Raw genomic sequence first — 20,875 nt, forward strand, 5'->3', positions numbered from 1 at the left:
GGACGATCCATGGCTCTCGCCCCCGCGCTCTCGGATCGCATCGCCGCCTCCGTCGAGGACGGTTTCGCCGATCAGGTCGCTCATACTCAGGCCCTCGTGCGCTTCGGATCGGTGCGAGGTATGGAGCTTGCGGTTCAGGATTACGTCTTCCATTCCTTGCGGGATCGCGGCTACGCAATGGAACGTGTCCGCATGGACCATGGGGCCATCGCCGCGCATCCCGGCGGAGGGCGGATCGCACCGGACCATTCCGATGCACCCCTCGTCGTCGGCACCCACCGGCCGCGGCGGGAGACGGGCCGCTCGCTCATCCTGCAGGCGCATGTGGACGTGGTGCCGACGGGTCCCCTCGACCTGTGGACCGATCCGCCCTTCGAGCCTGTGATCCGGGGCGACTGGATGTACGGACGCGGCGCGGCCGACATGAAGGCCGGCCACGCCGCCAACCTCTTCGCCCTCGATGCGCTGGCGCGAATCGGCCTCCAGCCGGCGGCGACGGTGACGATTCAGTCCGTGGTCGAGGAGGAATCCACCGGAAACGGCGCGCTCATGGCACATCTGCACGGCTACCGGGCCGATGCCGTGCTGATCCCCGAGCCCGAGGACGAGAAGCTCGTTCGCGCTAATACCGGCGTGCTGTGGTTCACCATCGAGGTGCGGGGAAGGCCGGTCCATGTCCGCGAAATGGGCGCCGGCGCCAATGCCATCGACGCGACCTATCGGGTCATCGGCGCCCTGCGCGAACTCGAGGAAGCGTGGAACGAGCGCAAGGCGGGACGGCGCCATTTCGAGGGCGAGGCGCATCCGATCAACCTCAATATTGGCCGGATCGAGGGGGGCGATTGGGCGTCATCCGTGCCCGCTTGGTGCCGGATTGCGTGCCGTATTGCGTTCTATCCCGGCGTCGAAGCGGCGGATGCGGCACGCGAGATCGAGGCCGCGGTGGCGGACTTCGCGCGGACCGATCCGTTCCTCGAAAAGACGCCGCCCATCGTCGCCTTCGACGGCTTCTTCTCGGAAGGCTACGAGCTCGAGGAGGGGTCGGAGGCCGAGCGGGTGCTGGCGGCCTCGCACCGGGCCGCGACGGGCACGGACCTGCAAAGCTTCATGTCGCCGAGCTATCTCGATACCCGCGTCCATGCCCTCTACGACCGGGTCCCGGCTCTCTGCTACGGACCGATCAGCGAGAACATCCACGGCTTCGACGAGCGCGTCAGCCTCGCCTCGGTGAAGCGGATCACCACCGCGATGGCGCTGTTCGTGGCCGAATGGTGCGGGACCGAACCGCTGGCGCGGGATTGACGGAGACCGCTCCTCGGGCGGGCATGCGGGTTCGCATGTCGCGCACGACGCCCGGATCGCGGTCATGTCCCGCTCGAGCGAAGACCCTCACAGGCGGTGTAGAGCAGCACGCCGGCCAATGCGGCGCTGGCGAGACCATCCCACACGCCGTCGGCGACCAGCGCGAGCAGCAGGCCGATCAGCATCAGGACCGCGAGGATCGAGGGGATCGTCCAGATCCGGGATCGGATGGGCGGACGTGGTCTCATTCGGCGGCTCCGAGGCGAGAGGCGCCGGTTCGACCGCGATCCCCGATCGTCTTCGCGTCGGTCGCTCTCGACCGTCTGCGGGCGATCCAGAGATAGAGGCCGCTGCCGAGGACGACGATGGTGGCGAGGTCGAGGAGCGCCCAGACCACCTTGAGGGGAAGACCGCCGTAATCCCCGAAATGCAGAGGTTGCGAGACCAGAAGGGCCTGGATGTACCAGGGCATCGCCCGCATGTCCGTGAGGTGGCCGGTCTCGGCATCGATGAGGGCGGGCTTGAGCAGCCGCGAGGTCAGCGGCGTGTCGCCGGCCATGAATACGGCGTAGTGGTTGTTGCTGCTCACGACGGTTCCGGGATAGGCGACGAAGCGCGGGGTCATGTTCGGGGCCGCCGCCTTCGCCGTCGCCACCGCCTCGGCGATGGAGGCGAGGCGGGCGGGGCGCGGAGCGTCGCGATAGGGGGCCGTCATCTCGGCGAGCTGGCCGAACTGCCAGACCTTCAGCATGAGGTCGGCCCAGGTGTTCACCACGCCCGTCCCCCCGACGATCAGCGCCCAGCACAGCGTCGCGACGCCGACGAGGTTGTGCCAGTCGAGCCAATGGATCCGCCGCGTCCGGTTGCGGCGGACGGTGCCGAAGTCGAGCTTCCGCATGAACGGGCCGTAGAGGACGATGCCGGAGACGATGGCCATCACGAACAGGAAGCCCATCGCACCGAGGAAGAGCTTGCCGCCGAGGCCGAGGAACATGTCGACATGCAGTTGCAGCAGGAAGCCGACGGGACCTTCGTTCGGCTTGGGTTCCCGCAGTAGCGCGGCGTTGCGCAGATCCATGGACAGGATCGTCATGTCCGACGGCGGCGAGCGGACGTCCCGGGCGAGATTGACGAAAGCGACGTCCGGCTCGTCGTGGTCGAAGACGAGGTACTGGACTACGAGCCCGGGTTTCGATGCCTGGGCCGAGGCGACGATCCGGTCCAGGGACACGTGCGCCGTTCCCGCCGGCATCGTCGGCACCTCGGGCTCGTAGCCGAGGAAGCCGTTGAGCTCATGATGGAAGATCAGCGGCAGGCCGGTGAGGCACAGCATCAGCATGAAGACCATGCTGATCAGGCTCGTCCAGGTATGGACGAACGACCAGAGACGGAAGGCCCGCAGGCGGGGCGCGTCGGGTCCCGTCGCCATCGTCAGAAGTCCAGCTGGGCCGAGACGAGGTAGGTCCGGGGCGCTCCCAGCGTGAGGAAGCCGTTTCCGGTGGACGCCCAGTAATTCTCGCCCGAAACGTTCTCGACGGTGGCCCGCAACGTCACCGGTTTGCCCCACGAGCCGAGGAACGTGTAGCGGAGGCCCGCATCGAACCGGGTCCAGTCCGGGATGCGCTGCAGGTTGTCCTGATCGTAGTATTGGGACGCGGTGTGGATGATGCGTCCGGTCAGCGTCACGCCGCGCGCGAACCATGGCGGCAGGTCGTATTCGCCGTAGAGGCTGACCGTGGTGCCGGGGACGCCGGGCGCGCTCCTGCCATCGAAGGCCCCGCCCTCGGTACGGACCAGGCGACCATCCGTGAAGGCGACGCCACCGATCAGGCGCGCGCCCGGCGCGAGTTCGCCGAACAGGCTGAACTCGATTCCCCGGTTCCGCTGCAGGCCGTTGAGCGCGTAGTTCCGCGTCGCCGGGTCCTGGAAGGCGTTGGGCTGGTTGATCTCGAACAGGGCGGCACTGACGCCGACGCCGCCGAAATCGTATTTCACGCCGATTTCCTTCTGGTCGGCGATGGTCGGCGGAAGCGCCTGGTTCGGGTTGCTCGCCGTCACCGGCGAGGCGCCGCTCGAGAGCAGGCCCTCGATGTAGTTGCCGTAGAGCGAGAGGTGTTCCAGCGGCTTGACGACGAGGCCGATTGCCGGCGTCCAGGCGACCTTGTCGTAGCTCGACGTGGCGTCACCGAAGCTCGGGCTTCCGGGCGAGAAGTCGTAGCCCTTGACCCCGATCTGCTGGAAGCGCCCGCCCACGGTGAGCAGGACCCGCTCGTCCAGGGACGACAGGGTGTCGGCGAAGGCGACGCTGCGGTTGATCTGCATCGACCCGCGGGCATTCCCGATATCGATGTCGGTATAGGCCGGAGCCGCGATCGGGACCGGGCTGTAGAGGTTCGAGAAGCCGCCGGGCAGGAACTGGACCGCCTTCGGGTAGTTCGTCGTGCTCCAGAAGCCGACGGTGGAGAGGGTGGCCCGGTGCGCGATGGGGCCCGTCTGGAACCGGGTGCGCAGGCCGGCCTCGGCCGAGTAGGATTCGGTGACGTATTGCTGCCGGGCGAACGGGCCGGCGACACCCCCCATCGACGTCACCAGGGTCTGGAAGCTGGCGAGCGCGCTTTCCTGGGTCGAGTGTCCACCGAAGCCGGCATAGAGCGTGGTGTCGGCGGTGAGGTCGTACTCGGCCCGGAAGGTGCCGAACTTGGTCTGCGTCCGCTGGAATTCGTAGGGCTGGTTATGGTTGAGGCTGAGATTCGGCGCCCTCGGGATCTGGATGCCGGGCGCCACCGTGAGGAACGACCGGTTCCGCCGGTAATCGTCGACCTGATACCCGAAATCGGCGGAGAGCCGGACGCGCTCGCCGCGATAATCGACGCCGATCGAGCCGAAGCCCACTTCGAGCCGTTCGCGGTCGATGGCGGATTCGCCGTTGCGGTAGACGCCGTTGACGCGCACGCCCCATTCCTTCGCATCTCCGAAGCGCCGGCCGATATCCACGGCCGTGCCGAACTGGCCTTGCGAGATGAAGAACGGCGTGATCCGGGTCAGCGGCTCGTCATAGGCGCGCTTGGGGATCAGGTTGATGCTGCCGCCGATGCCTCCGATCGGGGCGATCCCGTTGACGAGGGCGCTCGGCCCCTTGAGGATCTCGACCCGCTCCACGTTATAGATGGCCGGCCGGCGGCTATCGACCACGCCGTAGAGTCCGTCGAACGCGATGTCGCTGGCATAGACCGGAAAGCCGCGGATGTAGAACTGGTTGCCGGCGGCACCCGTGCTGGACGTGACGGCCCGAACGGACGGATCGTTCGTGGCGACCTCGATGAGGCTCTGGGCCTGCTGATCCCGGACCAGGGTGTCGGTATATCCGGTGATGTTGAACGGCGTATCGAAGACGTTGCTGTTGCCGAGGAATCCGAGCCGCGTCCCGCTGGCCACCTGACCGCCGGCATAAGGGGGCGGCGGCGTGCCGATGATGGTGTTGGGGTTGCGCGAAGCCGCGGCATCGACGCTCAACTGATCGAGGGTGACGGCCTGCGGGTTGTCCTGGGCCGTGGCCGACCGCGCGAAACTTCCCGTGATGAGCGTCCCAAGAACGGCACCCTTCACGACCGAACAGAAGAGCTTTTCGAAATTGTCCCGCATCGCCGTCTCTCGCATTCCCGCCGGCAATGGAGGTCTGCCGCCGCAGCGACCTGATTAGTCACCCCGGGCCGGGACGCGGTATTGAATTCCTGCGAAAAATGCGCCTAGTCTGCCATTCAAGAGCAGAAAGCTGAAATACGCCGCTTCTGTTGCGGTAATACACAGTTCAATTTGAATAATTACAAACTCATCTATTGGACGGAGATTGTCCTTCGTCATCGAGCGATCCACTTTAGGTTGTGACGTTATTGAGCAATCTGCCAGCCGCAGCGAACGTATGACCACCGACCCATCTCCACGGATCATCGAGGCCACACATGAGATCGTCCGGGCCGATCTCAGCCTCGATACGATCATGACCCGTTCGGATTACGAGGATTTCGAGGGCGCCTACGAGAGCACGGACACCCTCTGGATCCATCTCTGCATGAGCGGAGGCGGTCGCCTGCTTCGCAACAGCCGGACCCAGAAACTCGACGGCCTGTTCATGCCGGGACGCGTCGGCCTCGGGGCTCCCTATGACGGCGGCGAAGGCTTCGGGCCGCGCATGAGCCTGTTGGCCCTGGGGATATCCGAGCGGCGCCTGAAGCGGCTGGCCGCCGAATTGCCGGGAGGCAGACTGGACATCGAGGCGTTGGCCTCGACCTACCATGACGATGTCCTGTTGACGGCCACGCTCACCGCCATGTGGGAGGAAGCCGGGCTGCACGGTTTCGCCACGGCGTTCTTCGACCATGCCTTAGCCATCGTGGTGCATCGGCTGGGACATGCCGCGGCCCGGCCCGAACCGGCTTCCGTCCACGGATTGACGACGCGGCAGATGTCCGCGGTGGTCGCCTTCATCGATGCGGGCCTGGGTGGGGACCTGTGCGTCGCCGATCTCGCCCGCGTCGCGGGTTTGAGCCAGCATTACTTCAGCCGCTGCTTCCAGGCTTCGGTGGGTCTGCCGCCCTACGCCTTCATCACCCGCCGCCGCCTGGACCGGGCCGCCGACCTGCTCACCCACTCCACTCTCCCGGTCGCCTCCATCGCGATTTGCGTGGGCTACGGCGATCCGAGCCAGTTCGCGGCGGCGTTCAAGCGCTACAAGGCGATGTCGCCCCTGGCATGGAGGCGAGAGCAGGCAAACGGTTGAGCAGGTTTGATCGGATCTTCATGCGAATGCTCATGCCAGACCAGATCGTCTGCCAACGTCATCATCCCATCAGACTGCCTTAGGATGATGTAAAGCCTTGGAAAAAAGATCAAATAGGCTCTTGTACCGCCCGCGGTGAGGTCGGCTGCGAGCCGCCCGTCGGGCCGGGGCGGACGCCGCCGCGGAAGCGCCCATCCGGCCGACTGCCGGCGCGACTTCGCCCGAGACGGGTCGTGATGTGAGGTGCCGTCGTCACGCGGGAGGCAGACACGCAGTCCACGCCTCTTGCTCCGCGGCGCCACACATTCTATTGCGACGCGATAGCTCGATCCCGTGACCCGGCGCTGCCGGCCGCATTCCTGCGGCCCGTCGCGTGACGGGCTCTACTCGCTTCCGGATACCTTATGAAGCTTCGCAACATCGCCATCATCGCCCACGTCGACCACGGCAAGACGACGCTCGTCGACAAGCTGCTGTCGCAATCCGGCTCGTTCCGCGAGAATCAGCGCGTCGAAGAGCGGGCGATGGATTCGAACGACCTCGAGAAAGAGCGCGGCATCACCATCCTGGCCAAGGCGACCTCGGTCGTCTGGAAGGATACCCGCGTCAACGTCGTCGACACCCCCGGCCACGCCGATTTCGGCGGCGAGGTGGAGCGCATCCTCTCGATGGTGGACGGCGTGATCGTGCTCGTCGACGCCGCCGAGGGCCCAATGCCCCAGACCAAGTTCGTGGTCGGCAAGGCCCTCAAGATCGGCCTGAAGCCGATCGTCGCGATCAACAAGGTCGATCGCCCCGACGCGCGCATCACCGAAGTCGTCAACGAGGTGTTCGACCTCTTCGCGGCCCTCGACGCCACCGACGACCAGCTCGACTTCCCGATCCTCTACGGTTCGGGCCGCGCCGGCTGGATGGCGACCTCGCCGGACGGCTCGCAGGAAGACGGCCTCGCGCCTCTGTTCGACCTCGTGCTCGCGCACGTGCCGCAGGCCAAGGTCGAGGAGGGTCCGTTCCGGATGCTCGGCACCCTGCTCGAGGCCAACCCGTTCCTCGGCCGCATCATCACCGGCCGCATCGCGTCGGGCACCGTGAAGCCGAACCAGGCCATCAAGGTCATGGACCGCACCGGCAAGCTCGTGGAGACCGGCCGCGTCTCGAAGATCCTGGCCTTCCGCGGCCTGGAGCGCGCACCCATCGAGATCGGTGAGGCCGGCGACATCGTCTCCATCGCCGGTCTCGTGAAGGGCACCGTGGCCGACACGTTCTGCGACCCGCAGGTCGAGACCCCGATCCAGGCCCAGCCGATCGATCCGCCCACCGTCACCATGTCCTTCATCGTCAACGATTCGCCGCTCGCCGGCACCGAGGGCGACAAGGTCACGAGCCGTATGATCCGCGACCGCCTGTTCAAGGAGGCCGAGGGCAACGTCACGCTCAAGATCGAGGAGGCCGAGGACAAGGATTCGTTCTACGTCTCGGGCCGCGGCGAGCTGCAGCTCGCCATCCTCATCGAGACCATGCGCCGCGAAGGCTTCGAGATCGCCGTGTCGCGTCCCCGCGTGGTGCTCTCGAAGGACGAGGACGACAACGTCCTCGAGCCGGTCGAGGAGGTCGTGGTCGACGTGGACGAGGAATATTCGGGCGTCGTCGTGCAGAAGATGTCCGAGCGCAAGGCCGAGATGATCGAGATGCGGCCGTCCGGCGGCTCGCGCCTGCGCCTCGTCTTCCATGCGCCCACCCGCGGCCTCATCGGCTACCAGGGCGAGCTCATGACCGACACGCGCGGCACCGCGATCATGAACCGGCTGTTCAAGGCCTACGAGCCCTACAAGGGCGAGATGCCCGGCCGCCGCAACGGCGTGCTGATCTCGAACGACAAGGGCGAGGCCGTGGCCTACGCCATGTGGAACCTGGAAGATCGCGGCCCGATGATGATCGAGCCCGGCGCCAAGGTTTACCAGGGCATGATCATCGGCGAGCACAACCGCGAGAACGACCTCGAGGTGAACGTGCTTAAGGGCAAGAAGCTCACCAACATCCGCACCACCTCGAAGGACGAGGCCGTGCGCCTTACCCCGCCGATCCGCATGACCCTGGAGCGCTCGCTCGCCTGGATCCAGGACGACGAGCTGATGGAGGTCACGCCGAAGTCGATCCGCCTGCGCAAGACCTATCTCGACCCCAACGAGCGCAAGCGCTTCGAGCGCTCGGGCGGCGTCGCGTAAGCGAACCGCCTTCTACGCACCGCTTCGAAAGGCCGGGCCCCAGTGCCCGGCCTTTTTCGTTTGGGCGGCACGCAATGGACTGCCTTGGCGGAACAGGCCCGGTAGCCGCAGGCATGGGTAGAATGACACCTAGGATTTAGATTGATCCAACGTTAGGTTGGATCATGCAGAGTGAATTCTCGATCGATGGCTCCGGACCAGCAGGTCGCCACGGCCTGATAATACGCTGGCCGAACCGTGCCGTCGCCGAGGGCTTGGCCCTCCCGTCCTCGGGCAAGCGACCCCGCCGCCCATCGACCATCTCCCGGTTCGCGGGATGACCGACGTCACGACCCCGACCCATCCAGAACGTCCCGGAATCCGGCCGGCGCCGGCCCGACGATGCGGCCGCGGATTTCCCGCACCGCCTGGTCCTTCGGGACGATCGCCCGAGGGGCGTCGATAGGGCTGCCGAGATCAAGACAGGGCGTTCAGGGGAGCGGAGCGGATGGACCAGCAGCGAGGGCGCGACTTCGACCACTTCCTCGACGTCCTGCGCCGTCTATGTCAGCGCTTCGAGAAATATCGCCCGGAATACCGCAGGGGCCTGGACGAGTATTCGTTGCGGAACGAATATCTCGATCCGTTCTTCGAGGCTCTGGGCTGGGACGTCAGGAACACCAAGGACGACCCGCCCTTCATGCGGGACGTGCGGGTCGAGTACAGGGCCTATGACGGCATCATTAACGGGAAGGCCGATTACGTCTTCCGCATCGGCGGGTTCGACCGGTTCGTCTGCGAAGCGAAGAAGTTTCCCGAGAAGCTGGAGAACCACCGCTTCCAGGTCCAGAACTACGTCTACAATCTGCGTCTCTGGATCGGCCTGACGACGAATTTCGACGAACTGAACCTGTTCGTCGTCGGCGGAAAGCCGAGCCGCGAGAAGCCGTTCAGCGTCGTCCCGGGCTGGCGCCTCTGCTACCAGGATTATCTGGCCGCGGCTCCCAGGATCTGGGGCCTGCTCTCGCGCCAGGCGGTGGCGGCCGGCTCCCTGGAAGCGTTCATCCAAGACCTTCCCAAGGTCACGTCCCGGACCGAACGGCAACTCTGGCTGATCAAGCCGGATCGGAACAGGGCGGTCGACACCGATTTCCTGCACTACCTCGAAGGCGAGCGCGCCCGGCTCGCCAAATCCCTGATCAAGAACAATGCCGCCCTTCACTGGGACGTGGAGTCCATCAACGAGGCCGTCCAGGTCATCCTCGATCGCCTCATCTTCCAGCGGGTCTGCGAGGACCGCGACATCGACACCTTCCAGCCGCTCCGGCAGGCGCTGGCGCTCTGGGAGCGGAACGGCCGCCGGAAGGGCGAGCTATGGACGATGATCGTCGGCAATCAGGCGAACATGCGTGCGGCCTTCAACGGGGGGCTCTACGGACGGGCCGGCTCACCGTCGCATTTCGTCGAGACCTGCGTGGTCGACGACCGGTGGCTCGCCGATTTCATCGATCATCTCGCCGGGGACGAATCCCCGTACCTCTTCAGCACCCTGCCGATCGAAATCCTCGGATCGGTGTACGAGCGCTTCCTCGGCTCGATCATCGATCACAGAGGAAACGTCACCCCGAAGCCCGAGATTCGCAGACAGGGCGGCGTCTTCTACACGCCCGAGCACATCGTCGCCCATATCGTCGACAATGCCCTGGCGCCCCTCCTCGAAGGCCGGACGCCGGAACAGATGCGCCGGATCCGGATCCTCGACCCGGCCTGCGGGTCGGGAACCTTCCTGATCCGGGCGCTGGAGAAGCTGTTCCAAGCGCATATCCACTATTACCATCTCAACCCGGACAAGCGCGACGGGAAGTCTGTCTATACCGATCAGCACGGCGACCTGAAGCTCACGAGCGAACTCAAGAAACGCATCGCGAAGGAGTGCATCTTCGGCGTCGACATCGACCGGCAGGCGGTCGAAGTCTCGGAGATGTCGATCTATCTCAAGATCCTCGAGGGCGAGACGCAGTCCACGCTGGGCCGCCAGAGGGTCCTGTTCCCGAACGAGACGTTCCTGCCCGACCTGTCCGGCAACATCCACGTCGGAAACAGCCTCCTCGGAACGGATGCCTATGCGCTTCTGCCGACCGAGCTGCGGATCGTCGAGGCGCGGCCTTTCTCCTGGGAAGCCGCGTTTCCGGAGGTGCACGCCCGCGGCTGGTTCGATGCGGTCATCGGCAACCCGCCCTACGACGTCATCGAGAAGGAGCGCGGAGCGGCGTCCTGGCCCCACGACGTCTTCCGCGCCTATCTCGCGAAGACGGACCGTCTGGATGCGGCCAAGGGCGGGAAGCTGAACCTGTTCCGGTTCTTCTTGATCCAGAGCCTGCAACTCGTCAGGCACAACGGCTACCTGGGCATGATCGTCCCCCTGGCGCTCCTGGCGGATTTGAGCTGCAAGACGACGCGCCTGTCCGTCCTCGATCAGCTCGACGAACTGAACGCACGCGCTTTCCCGCAGAAGGACATCCGCCAGCACCGCGTCTTCTACGACGCCAAGCTGTCGACGGTGATCGTCGGGGGCCGCAAGCGTCCGTCCTCCAGGCGCAGGCACAACCCGCGCATCGGTCTCCACGTCTATCCCCGGGCGTCTTTCGACGATCCGTCGAAGGAGGTCACGATGCGACGCTCCGAACTGGCGGCCATCGATCCCTTCGGCCTGCCTATCCCGATCACCGACCAGGTCTCATGGGAGCTGGCCAAGAAGCTGCACCAATCGAACTCGGTCGCACGCCTCGACGGCATCCAGGGCATCCGGATCACCCGCGGCGAGATCAACCAGACGACCCGCCGCGCCTTCATCACGGACGACCCCCGGCACAGCAAGCTCCTGAAGGGCGTCGAGGTCTCGGCCTACGCGATCCACAGCACCCTGAGCCAGGGGCGGGTCGAATGGTTCGACCGCGCGCGGTACGAGCAAGCCCACCGCACGCCGGGCGCGGTCGGCCTCCGCCGCATCGCGACACAGAGGATCACCGGCGTTGACGAAAGGCACCGGATCGCCGCGACGCTCTCGGAGCCGGGTTGGTACTTCGCCGATTCGACCAACTCGGTCGTCGTCGCGCCGACCTGCCACCTTTCGCCGGAATACATCCTCGCCTGCCTGAACAGCCGGCTGCTGCAGTGGCGTTTCCAGCTCACCAGTTCCAACAACAACGTCGGGACGAACGAGCTCGCCGCCCTGCCGATCAGGCTCCTCGACCTCGGCGACGACGGCGAGGCGCGGACGCACGCCGCGATCGTCGCGCAGGTCGGGCGGCTGATGCAGCTCGGCGCGCGGATCCATGCCGATCCGAGCGTGAAGATCCGCGCAGAAGCGATCCAGCGCTTTAAGGAAGTCCGGTCCGGCCTCGATCGGTCGATCGAGGCGGTCTACAACCTGACCGCGGCCGAAACGGCTCTGGTCCATCGCAGGTTCGAGGCCCATTAGCGTCGCGCGACGGAATGCGCCCTCGACCGCTCACCCCTCCTTCGCCCGTTCGCGCAGCAGATACTTCTGCACCTTGCCCGTCGAGGTCTTCGGCAGCTCCCCGAACACGATGTGGCGGGGCAGCTTGTAGGGGGCGAGACGCTCGCGGCACCAGGCGATCAGGGCGTCGGCCTCCACGGTGGCGCCGGGCTTCAACTCCACGAAGGCCATCGGGGTCTCGCCCCATTCCGCGTCGGGCCGCGCCACCACGGCTGCGGCCGAGACGGCGGGGTGGCGGAACAGGGCGTCCTCGACCTCGATCGAGGAGATGTTCTCGCCGCCCGAGATGATGATGTCCTTCGAGCGGTCCTTGAGCTGGATATAGCCGTCCGGGTGCTTCACCCCGAGGTCGCCGGAGCGGAACCAGCCGCCCTTGAAGGCGGCCTCGGTGGCCTTCGGGTTCTTCAGGTAGCCGCGCATCACCACGTTGCCGCGGAACATCGCCTCGCCCATGGTCTCTCCATCGGCGGGGACCGATTCACAGGTTTCCGGGTCGCGGATGTCGAAGCCTTCGAGCACGGGGTAGCGCACGCCCTGGCGCGCCATTTTTTCCGCACGCGCATCCGCGTCCAGGGCGTCCCAATCCCGGTGCCAGGCATTCACCACCGCCGGGCCGTAGGTTTCGGTGAGGCCGTAGAGGTGGGTGACGTCGAAGCCCGCGGCGCCCATGGCGCCGAGCACCGCCTGGGGCGGAGGTGCGGCCGCCGTCAGGAAGGCCACCCGGTGGGGGAGGGGGCGGCGCTCCTTTCCCGATGCGTTGAGCAGCAGCTGCATCACGATCGGCGCGCCGCATAGATGGGTGACGCCGTGCTCGGCGATGGCGGCGTAGAGCGCCCCGGCCCGTACCTGCCGCAGGCAGACATGGGTGCCGGCCACCACCGACAGGGTCCAGGGGAAGCACCAGCCGTTGCAGTGGAACATCGGCAGAGTCCAGAGATAGACCGGGTGCTGGCCGAGATTGCCGGTGATCACGTTGCCCAGCGACAGCAACGCCGCGCCGCGATGGTGATAGACGACGCCCTTAGGGTCGCCGGTGGTGCCCGAGGTGTAGTTCAGCGAGATCGCGTCCCACTCGTCCGCCGGCATCGCCCAATCGCGCGTCGGATCCCCTTCGTCGAGCAGCGCCTCGTAGCCGAGGCTGCCGATCGCTGTGCCCTCGCCGGTGAAGACCGGATCGTCGACATCGACGACGAGGGGCTTGTGCCGCGCCTGTTCCAGGGCCGGGCCGACGACCCTGGAGAACTCCCGGTCGGTGATGAGCACCCGGGCCTCCCCGTGATCGAGGCAGAAGGCGAGGCCGGCGGCGTCGAGGCGCGTGTTCAGGGTGTTGAGCACCGCGCCGGTCATCGGCACCCCGTAATGGCACTCGATCATCTCGGGCGTGTTGGCGAGCATCACCGCCACCGTATCGCCTCGGCCGATGCCCCGCGCGACGAGGGACGCCGCAAGACGCCGGCTGCGCTCGTAGAGCTCGGCGTAAGTCCGGCGCAGGTCACCGTGGATCACCGCCACGTGGTCGGGAAACACCCGCGCCGCCCGGTCGAGATAACTCAGCGGCGTCAGCGGCTGATGATTGGCGGGGTTCTTGTCGAGATCACGGTCGTAGATCGTCTCGGCTCTGGCTGCCGGATCAGGGGCATTCATGGCGTCTGTCTCCCTTTGGAAGACAGTACTCGCCCCGCCGATCCGCTCAATGCCCTTGCCTGCCCGCATCGAAAAGGGCGCGCCCCATTCCGAGGACGCGCCCTCTTCCGTCATGACACGAGGCGTCAGCCGCCGCCAGGATCGGTCTCACCGTCCGGCGTCTTGCCGCCCTTCGGCCCTTCTCCCGGCTTGCCGTCGGTCTTCTCGTTCGGGTCCATCACCGCATCGGGCGCCGCGTTGGCCGGCTTTCCGTTGGTCGGCTTTTCCTTGGGCGGTTCACACTCCTTGTCCGCATCGTCCGCCATGGCTGTTTCTCTCCCCTTTTCGAAGTCTTGTCGTTTCAACGTCTTGGCGTCTAAAAACCTTTGCGCGGCATCCGCCGAGATCGCTCACCGTTTGCGATCGGATTGACCGTCCGAGGAGCCGCCCACGGGCGCCGGGTTGCGCCCCTCCTGGCCACTGCCCTCCTTCCAGTTCGCCTTCCGGTCGGCATCGGTGCGGCCTCCCGCATCGATCCCGGTGATGTCCGCCTGCTGCGCGGTCTGGTGTCCGCCTCCTACCGCAGGCTTGCCCGGGGACCCGACCTCGTCGTGCTTGCGCGTCGCCGCATCGGTGGGCTGCTTGTCGAAATCCGACATCTAGCTCTCCTCGTCCTTGCCGACGCTCGCGGTGGCGCGATCGATCGAATCCTTCGTCGCCTCGCTCTGAGGAACGGCCTTCTGCGAGGCATCGCCGATGGCGCGGATATTCTCGGCCGGCACTTCCGCCTCCGTCTGGTCGGTGGCGTCCTCGCTCGGCGTCCCGGAGGCGATGCGGGCGGTCTTGGCCTCTCCCGAGGGATCGCCCTTGAGGCTTGCCTGCGCGCGGGACGGGATGCCGACATCGCGGGCCCCGTCCTGGTCGAGGTTCTGGCCCGGATTCTGGCCGTTGCGGTCCGTATAGGCGTCGAAATCCTTCAGCGAGGGTCGCTGGCGCGGCTTATCCGTCATGATGTCCTCCGATGTTGGAGGTTCAACCACGCCACGGGCTGCGAAGTTGCGTCAGCCCCGACGCCCGACGAGGGCGTGGGCGGCCCGCAGGGCTTCGAGATCGTCGGGCAGGTCGAGGAGCGTCTCCGCCCGCGCGAGCGCATTGTCCGCCTCTCGGCGCGCGGCCGCCTGGAAGTCCGGTCCGCCGATGGCGTGGAGGGCGGCGAGCGCCTTCTGAAGGCGTATCCCGACCTCGACGCAGGCGGCACCGTCGCGGCCGATGGGACGGAACGCGTCGGCGAACAGGTCCGCCGCCTCGATGCCGGGCACGCGCAGATGAGGGCGGGTCTCGGCCCGTGCCGGCGCGGCGCGGCATTCGGCCCAGAGCGTCAGCACCCGCACCTGCGTGCCGATGACGTCGATCGGCGTGCCGGGATCGTTGATCGCCGCGGACAGCCCGCGCGAGGCGACCTCGGTGAGGACGATGATGCCGAAGCGGGGATCGTCGTCGAAGCTGCGCCTGTCGCCGATCACGAAGGCCTTGGCGATGCCGGCCAGGGTCGCCTCGTCCGGATCGCCGTCGATCTCCACCAGGAGACGGCCCCGGTGCACGAAGCCTCCCGGCAGGACCGCCAGATGCAGGACCAAGTCCGACGCCTCGGCGAGCGTCTCCAGCGCCCCGGCATCCACGTGCTGGATGTAGCCCGTGCTCCGCGCCTGCACGGCGATCGCGCCCTCCGGCGCGGGGCACCAGGGCAGGCCGCCGAGATAGGGGGCCTCGGCCCGCCGCCTGATCGCCGCGCAGGTCGCCTCCTCAATGGCGTCCACGGTCTCGCCGACCCGGCCGAGATGGGCCAGGGTGTCGATCCAGCGCACCAGGGTGACGACCACCAGGGCGAGGACGACGAGGGTGAGGCCGAACAGGATGACCCGGCCCTGGTCGCCGTAGAAATGGGTCTTGAGCGCGATCAGCCCGACCACGCTGTAGACGAAGGCGCCGATGAAGCTCGCCACCGCATTCTGCGCGCGGGTATCCTCCATCAGCAGGGTCACGGCGCGGGGCGTCACGTTGCTGGTGGCGCCGCCATAGGCCTGCACCATGATCGAGAGCGAGAAGGTCGCCACCGGCAACATGCTCGTCGCGAGCACGGACAGGATCTGGTCGACGGCGTCGGACCCGATCGATCGGGCGATCTCGATGGGGATCAGCGGCGCGCCGAAGGCCGAGGCCAGGGCCGCGGCCACACCGGCTCCGCAGAAGGCGGCCACCCGCAGCCAGGGGCGGCGGGTGGCGCGGCGAATCCGGTAGAGGGCGGTCGAGGACAAGGGCGGCCTTCAGGCGGAGGCTCGGAAGCCACGGGGAGGAAGCGCCGTCGTCGTGGACAAGGTCGGCCCCGCGATGGGGCCGACCGTCGGGGATCAGATCCCCTCGAAGAGCGCCGACGAAATGTAGCGCTCGGCGAAGGAGCAGGCCACGGTGACGATGCGCTTGCCCTGGAATTCCGGCCGGGCGGCCAGTTTCAGGGCGGCGGCGACGTTGCCGCCGGTGGAGATGCCGCCGGGAATGCCTTCCAGCTTGGCGAGGAGGCGGGCCGTGTCGAAGGCTTCCTGGTTCGAGACGGTGATCACCTCGTCGATCACCTCGCGGTCGAGGTTGCCCGGGATGAAGCCGGCGCCGATGCCCTGGATCTTGTGGGGGCCGGGCTGGCCGCCGGAGATGACGGGCGAATCGGTCGGCTCGACGGCGACGACCTTGAGGTTCGGCAAGCGGGGCTTCAGCACGCTGCCGACGCCCGTGATGGTGCCGCCGGTGCCGACGCCGGCCACGAACGCGTCGAGCTGGCCCTGGGTGTCGTTCCAGATCTCTTCGGCGGTGGTCTTGCGGTGGATCTCGGGATTGGCCGGGTTCGAGAATTGCTGCGGCATGATCGAGCCGGGAATCTCGTTGAGAAGCTCCTCGGCCTTGCTGATCGCGCCCTTCATGCCCTGCGGGCCGGGGGTGAGGGCGAGTTCCGCACCGAGGAAGGCCAGCATCTTGCGGCGCTCCAGCGACATGGTCTCAGGCATGACGAGGATCAGGCGGTAGCCGCGCGCCGCCGCCACGAAGGCCAGGGCGATGCCGGTATTGCCGGAGGTGGGCTCGACCAGGGTGCCGCCCGGCTTCAACTGGCCGGAGGCTTCGAGGGCGTCGATCATGTTGACGCCGATCCGGTCCTTCACGCTGGCGATCGGGTTGAAGAATTCGAGCTTCAGCAGGATCTCGGCATCGACGCCGCGCTCCTTGGTGATCCGGTTGAGCCGGACCAGGGGCGTGTTGCCGATCGTCTCGGTGATCGAGCCGTAGATGTGGCCGTGACCGGGTTTGCGGGACTGCGAGGGGCTGGTGTCGGCCATGGCGAGATCTCCTGATCGGCTCTTGCGCGGTGCGCAGGCCGCGACGGGCCCTGCGCTCGGTGTGCGCCGGGATATCGCGTCAATCTATCGGAGGCAATCGGCAATGGACGCAGCATAAAGACAAATCTTCTCCGTCTTCAACGGACAAAACTGCCAGTAGAAACATTGCTCTGCTTGAGCCCACATAAGGGGAATGTTGTTCTCATCACTCGCTTTAGGTCGGCTGATGCCGAAGCTTCGGCGCCTGCGGCGATGACGAGATCGAATGTCCTTCAGGAGAACAGGACCATTGCCGAGAGCACGAGCAGGGTCGCGCAGAGCGGCGTGGTCAGCGCGATCCGGAACGCTGCCGGATGCAGGCTCGGCGGGCAGATGTAGAGCGAATCCTCGCCGGCGCCGCGCCTGAGGACGCTACCGGTCGCCCATTCCAGTCTCTTGACCATTCGCTTCCCTCGCCTCAGCCGTGATCGGCAGAAGGCGACGGGGGCGTTGAACGAGGGGTAAAGCCGCAGCCGAGACCTCGGATCGTCGTCAACGCGGTGTTAAAGCGAGGCCGACGAATCCCATGTGAGGCACGCTCAGAGCGCGCGGTCGAACTTCAGCTCACCCTTCTGGCTCTTGATCACCAGTTGCGAGCCGACGAGGTCCCATTGGGCGGCCGTGCGCAGGGCGATGAAGAAATCCTGCTCGGTGGCGCCGGTGCCCTTGTCGCAGGGCTTCTTCGTGAGAGCGAGGGGGCCGACCGCGAGATGCTGCTCACGCAGCGGGAAGGCCGTGGCCGCGAAGGTGTTGCAGCCGCCATAGCCGCGGGCGCGGTACTGCTTGTCGATAATGAAGCTCGGGCGGTCGGCGCCGTTGAAGGGCTTCCCGTTCAGGCTCACGGCGGTCCAGGTCGCGTCGAGGGGAAACATCTTTTCCTGAGCCTTGGAGGCCGGAACGTACTGCTTCTTCTCGGGCTTCTCGCGGTTGTCCTTGCCGAAACCCGTGACGTTGTTTCCCTGCGCCATTGCGTCCGTCGCCGGCATCCCTGCCGTCACGGCACAAGCCATCGCGGCGAACAGCATCGCTCTCATCGTCAGGCCCTCCTTCGCCATCACCAATCGGACTCGCATCGTCGCGCCCCGGCTCCGGGACACGGTCGCCGACCGTGCGGCGCGCAAGTCCTCGCCGGACGAGGCTTCGCATCGACGACGAGGAACCGCCCTTCCGATAAGATTCCAGCACAAATATGGTCAAGACTGTCCGGCGTCAGTTTTCGTTGTCATCCCGTCCGAAACGGCGATCCACCCGGGTTAGACGTGAACTATCCCGAGATCAGCCTCGTTAAAGCAGCTTAGGCGTCGGTGCGTTTCGAGCACCGCAGAACGAGTGGAGCTTGCTTTGTCGGGACTGGACGAGAGCGGACGGGGCGTGGCGGGCCTGAATATCATGAGCCCGGCCCAGTCGCGCGCCGCGCGCGGCATGCTGGGCTGGTCGGAGGCCGACCTCGCGGCCAAGGTCGGCTTGGCCGAGCAGGATGTGAGAGCCTTTGAGAGCGGCGCCGGCGACCCGCCATCGGGCCAGATCGAAGCTTTGCGAAGTTCCCTCATGGCCGCCGGCATCGTCTTCCGCGAGGGCAACGAGAACGGGGTCGGCCTGCGCCAGACGGGCGGCGACGAAGGCACCCGGCTCGGATCGCTGACCACCGAGAACGATCACTGAAGGCCAAGCAGGTTTCGCAGAAGTGGTCGCCGGTTCTGCGACAAAAACCTGCGACACATCAATAAGCTAAGCAGGGTGAAGCGTTGGCTTGCCAACGCGAACCTGCTTAGGCCCGACACGGTCGGGCCGCCCGTTCGGGAGGCGTATGTCAGGGGCCGCCGCGTCCCATGGCCAGCGCCTTGAGGTCGAAGGCCGGATCGGCGACCTCCTCCGGTGTCGGCGACAGGCCGCGCGCGATGATCCGGCGGGCGGCCATGTGCTCGGCCGCCGAATCCACGGTCTCGATCCCGGTGACGCTGGTGCCGCGATAGCGGAACACCGCGAAGCCGTTGGCGGTCCGGCGCCGCACCGAGACGTCGCTCGGGATCGGCAGCCCCACCATCTGCAGCTTGTGCCCGCCCTGGTCGCTCCAGAACCACGGGACGGCATCGTAGGGCGTGGCGCGCCCTGCAATGCGGGCGGCGACGCAGCGCCCCTGATCGATGGCGTTCTGCACGGATTCCACCCGCGCTGTGCCATGAGCGGCGAATCGCGTCGGAAACCGGGCGCAATCGCCGACGGCCGAGACGCAGGGATCGTCGGTGGCGAGGACCGAATCGACGACGATGCCGTCCTCGACCCGGAGGCCTGCTTCCGCAGCGATGTCCTGATTGGGGATCACTCCGATGCCGATCAGGACGAGATCGGCCGGGCAGGCGGTGCCGTCCGACAATTGGAGCGCCTCGGCCCGACCGTCCCGGCCTTCGATGGCCTGGACGCCGTTGCCGAACAGGAAGCGGATTCCGGCGCTCTCGTGCGTCTCCCGGAAGAACGCGGCGATCGGCTCGGAGACGGCTCGGGCCATGGGCCGATCCGCGGCCTCGACGACGGTGACGGTGAGGCCGCGCGCGGCGCAGATGCTGGCGAATTCGAGCCCGATGAAGCCCGCGCCGATGATGGCGACGTTGCGCGCTTCGGCCAAAGCCGCCTGGATCCGGTCGGCATCCGCGATCGAACGCAGCTGGTGGACGCCGGCGAGGTCGGTTCCGGGCACCGGCAGGGGCCGGTTCCTCGATCCCGTCGCCAGGATGAGATGATCGTAGGCCAGGTCGCGTCCATCGCTGAGCCGGACATGCTGGGCGGCCCGGTCGATCGATGCGGCCTGGACGGAGGTCTCGCAGGCGATGCGGTGATCCGCGAAGAAGCCCGGAGCGCGCAGGAACAGGCCGGTCGCATCCACCTTGCCGGCGAGATAGGCTTTCGACAGGGGCGGACGCTGATAGGGCAGGCTCGGCTCGTCGCCGATCATCGTCACCGGGCCGGCATGGCCCGCCTCTCGCAGGGAGGCCGCCGCCTGGAACCCGGCCTGACCGGCGCCGACGATGACGATCCCGGTCTCGCTCACGCCTCGAACTCCGCGGTGATCGAGCTGACGGCCGGTTTCAAGGCCAGGCGCGGCAGCCGCCGCCCGCCCTCCTTCACCGTGTAGTCCCAGAACGCCGCCGCCGCCGGCCCCAGCACCTTGTCGGCGCGGCGGACCACGTACCAGTCGCGGCGGATCGGCAAGCCCTGCACGTCGAGCAGGACCATGCGCCCGCTCTCGACCTCGGCCGCCACCGTGTGGCCGGAGATGAGGGCGATGCCGAGCCCGGCCATGACCGCCTGCTTGATCGTCTCGTTGGAGCCGGAATCGATGCCGAGCTTGGCGCGCTGGATCATGATGCCGGACATGAACTCCTCGAACACCGTGCGGGTGCCCGATCCTTCCTCGCGCACGAGGAAGGATTCCTCCGCCAGATCCGCTCGCGTGAGATTGGTGCGCCCGCTGAGGCGATGGCCGGGAGCGGCGATGATCACCAGCGGATGCGCGCCGAACATCTCGGCCTCGATGGCGAAGTCGCGCGGCGGGCGGCCCATGATCGCGAAGTCGATCTCGTAATTGCGGAGCGCCTCGACCATGGCGCCGCGATTGCCGACCACGAGGTTGATCTCCACGGCGGGATAGCGGGCGACGAAGCCGGCGATGATCTGAGGCGTGAAGTACTTGGCTGTGGACACCACGCCCATGGCGACCCGGCCGCCGCTTCCGCCCTTGAGCGTCTGGAGCCGGTCGGCGCAGGTTTCGAGCACCGTGTTGATGCTGTCGATCGCCCACAGCATCTCCCGGCCGGCATCGGTCGGCTTGAGGCCCGTCGGCGTTCGGTCGAACAGCAGCAGCCCCGCCTCCTCCTCCAGCTGGCGGATGCGGGCGTAGAGCGCCGCCGAGGTGACGTTGAGTTCCTGCGCCGCGCGGGTCATCGTCCCGAGACGGGCGACCGCTGCGACGGCCTGGAGTTGCTTGAGCGAAAGGTTGCGCATTCGGCGTTTTTAGTTTTTTTGGAACCGC

General features: G+C 66.8%; 18 protein-coding genes. 5 read left to right on the plus strand and 13 right to left on the minus strand.

The window, feature by feature from the left end:
- Positions 1-9: 9 nt before the first annotated feature.
- Positions 10-1,302, plus strand: coding sequence for an ArgE/DapE family deacylase (locus ACFQ4G_RS04360; protein ID WP_238204027.1), 1,293 nt, complete (start codon positions 10-12; stop codon positions 1,300-1,302).
- Between the two features lie 62 nt (positions 1,303-1,364).
- Here the strand turns inward: ACFQ4G_RS04360 and ACFQ4G_RS04365 are convergent, their stop codons facing one another.
- Genes ACFQ4G_RS04365 through ACFQ4G_RS04375 form a run of 3 tightly spaced genes read right to left on the minus strand, consistent with a single transcriptional unit; the run spans position 1,365 to position 4,944 of the window.
- A complete protein-coding gene (locus ACFQ4G_RS04365; RefSeq protein ID WP_238204025.1) occupies positions 1,365-1,550 on the minus strand; it encodes a hypothetical protein in 186 nt (61 codons plus the stop codon).
- On the minus strand, positions 1,547-2,731 hold the full coding sequence (locus ACFQ4G_RS04370; RefSeq protein ID WP_238204023.1) for a PepSY-associated TM helix domain-containing protein: 1,185 nt from the start codon (positions 2,729-2,731) through the stop codon (positions 1,547-1,549). The genes ACFQ4G_RS04365 and ACFQ4G_RS04370 overlap by 4 nt, the downstream gene beginning before the upstream one ends.
- Before the next feature lie 2 nt (positions 2,732-2,733).
- A complete protein-coding gene (locus ACFQ4G_RS04375; protein ID WP_238204021.1) occupies positions 2,734-4,944 on the minus strand; it encodes a TonB-dependent receptor in 2,211 nt (736 codons plus the stop codon).
- Positions 4,945-5,221: 277 nt separating this feature from the next.
- Between ACFQ4G_RS04375 and ACFQ4G_RS04380 the strand changes: the two genes are divergently transcribed.
- From ACFQ4G_RS04380 to ACFQ4G_RS04390, 3 genes are all read left to right on the plus strand, one after another.
- The gene (locus ACFQ4G_RS04380; RefSeq protein WP_238204017.1) at positions 5,222-6,079 is read left to right on the plus strand and encodes a helix-turn-helix transcriptional regulator; all 858 of its coding nucleotides are present in this window, start codon (positions 5,222-5,224) and stop codon (positions 6,077-6,079) included.
- A gap of 404 nt (positions 6,080-6,483) precedes the next feature.
- Positions 6,484-8,304: a translational GTPase TypA gene (gene typA / locus ACFQ4G_RS04385; RefSeq protein WP_238204016.1), complete on the plus strand. Its 1,821-nt coding sequence runs from the start codon at positions 6,484-6,486 to the stop codon at positions 8,302-8,304.
- 487 nt (positions 8,305-8,791) lie between these two features.
- The gene (locus tag ACFQ4G_RS04390; protein ID WP_238204015.1) at positions 8,792-11,764 is read left to right on the plus strand and encodes an Eco57I restriction-modification methylase domain-containing protein; all 2,973 of its coding nucleotides are present in this window, start codon (positions 8,792-8,794) and stop codon (positions 11,762-11,764) included.
- A 30-nt stretch (positions 11,765-11,794) separates the two neighbouring features.
- On the opposite strand, the gene ACFQ4G_RS04395 is transcribed toward ACFQ4G_RS04390, so the two are convergent.
- From ACFQ4G_RS04395 to ACFQ4G_RS04430, 8 genes are all read right to left on the minus strand, one after another.
- On the minus strand, positions 11,795-13,447 hold the full coding sequence (locus ACFQ4G_RS04395; RefSeq protein ID WP_238204011.1) for an acyl-CoA synthetase: 1,653 nt from the start codon (positions 13,445-13,447) through the stop codon (positions 11,795-11,797).
- A gap of 125 nt (positions 13,448-13,572) precedes the next feature.
- Positions 13,573-13,752: a hypothetical protein gene (locus ACFQ4G_RS04400; protein ID WP_238204002.1), complete on the minus strand. Its 180-nt coding sequence runs from the start codon at positions 13,750-13,752 to the stop codon at positions 13,573-13,575.
- 84 nt (positions 13,753-13,836) lie between these two features.
- Positions 13,837-14,085 (minus strand): hypothetical protein, encoded by a 249-nt coding sequence (locus tag ACFQ4G_RS04405; RefSeq protein WP_238204000.1) that lies wholly within the window; start codon positions 14,083-14,085, stop codon positions 13,837-13,839.
- The gene (locus tag ACFQ4G_RS04410; RefSeq protein ID WP_238203999.1) at positions 14,086-14,436 is read right to left on the minus strand and encodes a hypothetical protein; all 351 of its coding nucleotides are present in this window, start codon (positions 14,434-14,436) and stop codon (positions 14,086-14,088) included.
- Between the two features lie 51 nt (positions 14,437-14,487).
- Positions 14,488-15,741: a DUF2254 domain-containing protein gene (locus ACFQ4G_RS04415; RefSeq protein WP_238203997.1), complete on the minus strand. Its 1,254-nt coding sequence runs from the start codon at positions 15,739-15,741 to the stop codon at positions 14,488-14,490.
- Positions 15,742-15,834: 93 nt separating this feature from the next.
- Positions 15,835-16,809 (minus strand): cysteine synthase A, encoded by a 975-nt coding sequence (gene cysK / locus ACFQ4G_RS04420; protein WP_238203996.1) that lies wholly within the window; start codon positions 16,807-16,809, stop codon positions 15,835-15,837.
- A 272-nt stretch (positions 16,810-17,081) separates the two neighbouring features.
- Positions 17,082-17,252, minus strand: a complete 171-nt coding sequence (locus ACFQ4G_RS04425) for a hypothetical protein (protein ID WP_238203993.1) — start codon at positions 17,250-17,252, stop codon at positions 17,082-17,084.
- A gap of 135 nt (positions 17,253-17,387) precedes the next feature.
- Positions 17,388-17,882, minus strand: coding sequence for an META domain-containing protein (locus tag ACFQ4G_RS04430; protein ID WP_238203991.1), 495 nt, complete (start codon positions 17,880-17,882; stop codon positions 17,388-17,390).
- A gap of 337 nt (positions 17,883-18,219) precedes the next feature.
- Here ACFQ4G_RS04430 and ACFQ4G_RS04435 point away from each other — a divergent pair, with 337 nt between their 5' ends.
- Complete coding sequence (locus tag ACFQ4G_RS04435) at positions 18,220-18,510, plus strand: helix-turn-helix domain-containing protein (RefSeq protein WP_238203989.1); 291 nt, start codon at positions 18,220-18,222, stop codon at positions 18,508-18,510.
- Positions 18,511-18,658: 148 nt separating this feature from the next.
- Here the strand turns inward: ACFQ4G_RS04435 and ACFQ4G_RS04440 are convergent, their stop codons facing one another.
- Both ACFQ4G_RS04440 and ACFQ4G_RS04445 read right to left on the minus strand, forming a co-directional pair.
- A complete protein-coding gene (locus tag ACFQ4G_RS04440; protein WP_238203987.1) occupies positions 18,659-19,894 on the minus strand; it encodes an NAD(P)/FAD-dependent oxidoreductase in 1,236 nt (411 codons plus the stop codon).
- A complete protein-coding gene (locus ACFQ4G_RS04445) occupies positions 19,891-20,847 on the minus strand; it encodes a LysR family transcriptional regulator (RefSeq protein ID WP_238203985.1) in 957 nt (318 codons plus the stop codon). Before ACFQ4G_RS04445 ends, ACFQ4G_RS04440 begins: the two co-directional genes overlap by 4 nt.
- Positions 20,848-20,875: the final 28 nt, after the last annotated feature.

The organism is Methylobacterium marchantiae (assembly GCF_042679825.1).
In the GTDB taxonomy this organism is placed as follows: Bacteria; Pseudomonadota; Alphaproteobacteria; order Rhizobiales; family Beijerinckiaceae; genus Methylobacterium; species Methylobacterium marchantiae.

Excerpts from the sequence above, each read along its gene's own strand:
- ACFQ4G_RS04360 (WP_238204027.1), top strand. The coding sequence starts at position 10 with ATGGCTCTCGCCCCCGCGCTCTCGGATCGCATCGCCGCCTCCGTCGAG.
- ACFQ4G_RS04430 (WP_238203991.1), bottom strand. The coding sequence starts at position 17,882 with ATGAGAGCGATGCTGTTCGCCGCGATGGCTTGTGCCGTGACGGCAGGG.
- typA (WP_238204016.1), top strand. The coding sequence starts at position 6,484 with ATGAAGCTTCGCAACATCGCCATCATCGCCCACGTCGACCACGGCAAG.
- ACFQ4G_RS04365 (WP_238204025.1), bottom strand. The coding sequence starts at position 1,550 with ATGAGACCACGTCCGCCCATCCGATCCCGGATCTGGACGATCCCCTCG.
- ACFQ4G_RS04370 (WP_238204023.1), bottom strand. The coding sequence starts at position 2,731 with ATGGCGACGGGACCCGACGCGCCCCGCCTGCGGGCCTTCCGTCTCTGG.
- ACFQ4G_RS04410 (WP_238203999.1), bottom strand. The coding sequence starts at position 14,436 with ATGACGGATAAGCCGCGCCAGCGACCCTCGCTGAAGGATTTCGACGCC.
- ACFQ4G_RS04375 (WP_238204021.1), bottom strand. The coding sequence starts at position 4,944 with ATGCGGGACAATTTCGAAAAGCTCTTCTGTTCGGTCGTGAAGGGTGCC.
- ACFQ4G_RS04380 (WP_238204017.1), top strand. The coding sequence starts at position 5,222 with ATGACCACCGACCCATCTCCACGGATCATCGAGGCCACACATGAGATC.
- ACFQ4G_RS04395 (WP_238204011.1), bottom strand. The coding sequence starts at position 13,447 with ATGAATGCCCCTGATCCGGCAGCCAGAGCCGAGACGATCTACGACCGT.
- ACFQ4G_RS04400 (WP_238204002.1), bottom strand. The coding sequence starts at position 13,752 with ATGGCGGACGATGCGGACAAGGAGTGTGAACCGCCCAAGGAAAAGCCG.
- ACFQ4G_RS04445 (WP_238203985.1), bottom strand. The coding sequence starts at position 20,847 with ATGCGCAACCTTTCGCTCAAGCAACTCCAGGCCGTCGCAGCGGTCGCC.
- ACFQ4G_RS04405 (WP_238204000.1), bottom strand. The coding sequence starts at position 14,085 with ATGTCGGATTTCGACAAGCAGCCCACCGATGCGGCGACGCGCAAGCAC.
- ACFQ4G_RS04390 (WP_238204015.1), top strand. The coding sequence starts at position 8,792 with ATGGACCAGCAGCGAGGGCGCGACTTCGACCACTTCCTCGACGTCCTG.
- ACFQ4G_RS04425 (WP_238203993.1), bottom strand. The coding sequence starts at position 17,252 with ATGGTCAAGAGACTGGAATGGGCGACCGGTAGCGTCCTCAGGCGCGGC.
- cysK (WP_238203996.1), bottom strand. The coding sequence starts at position 16,809 with ATGGCCGACACCAGCCCCTCGCAGTCCCGCAAACCCGGTCACGGCCAC.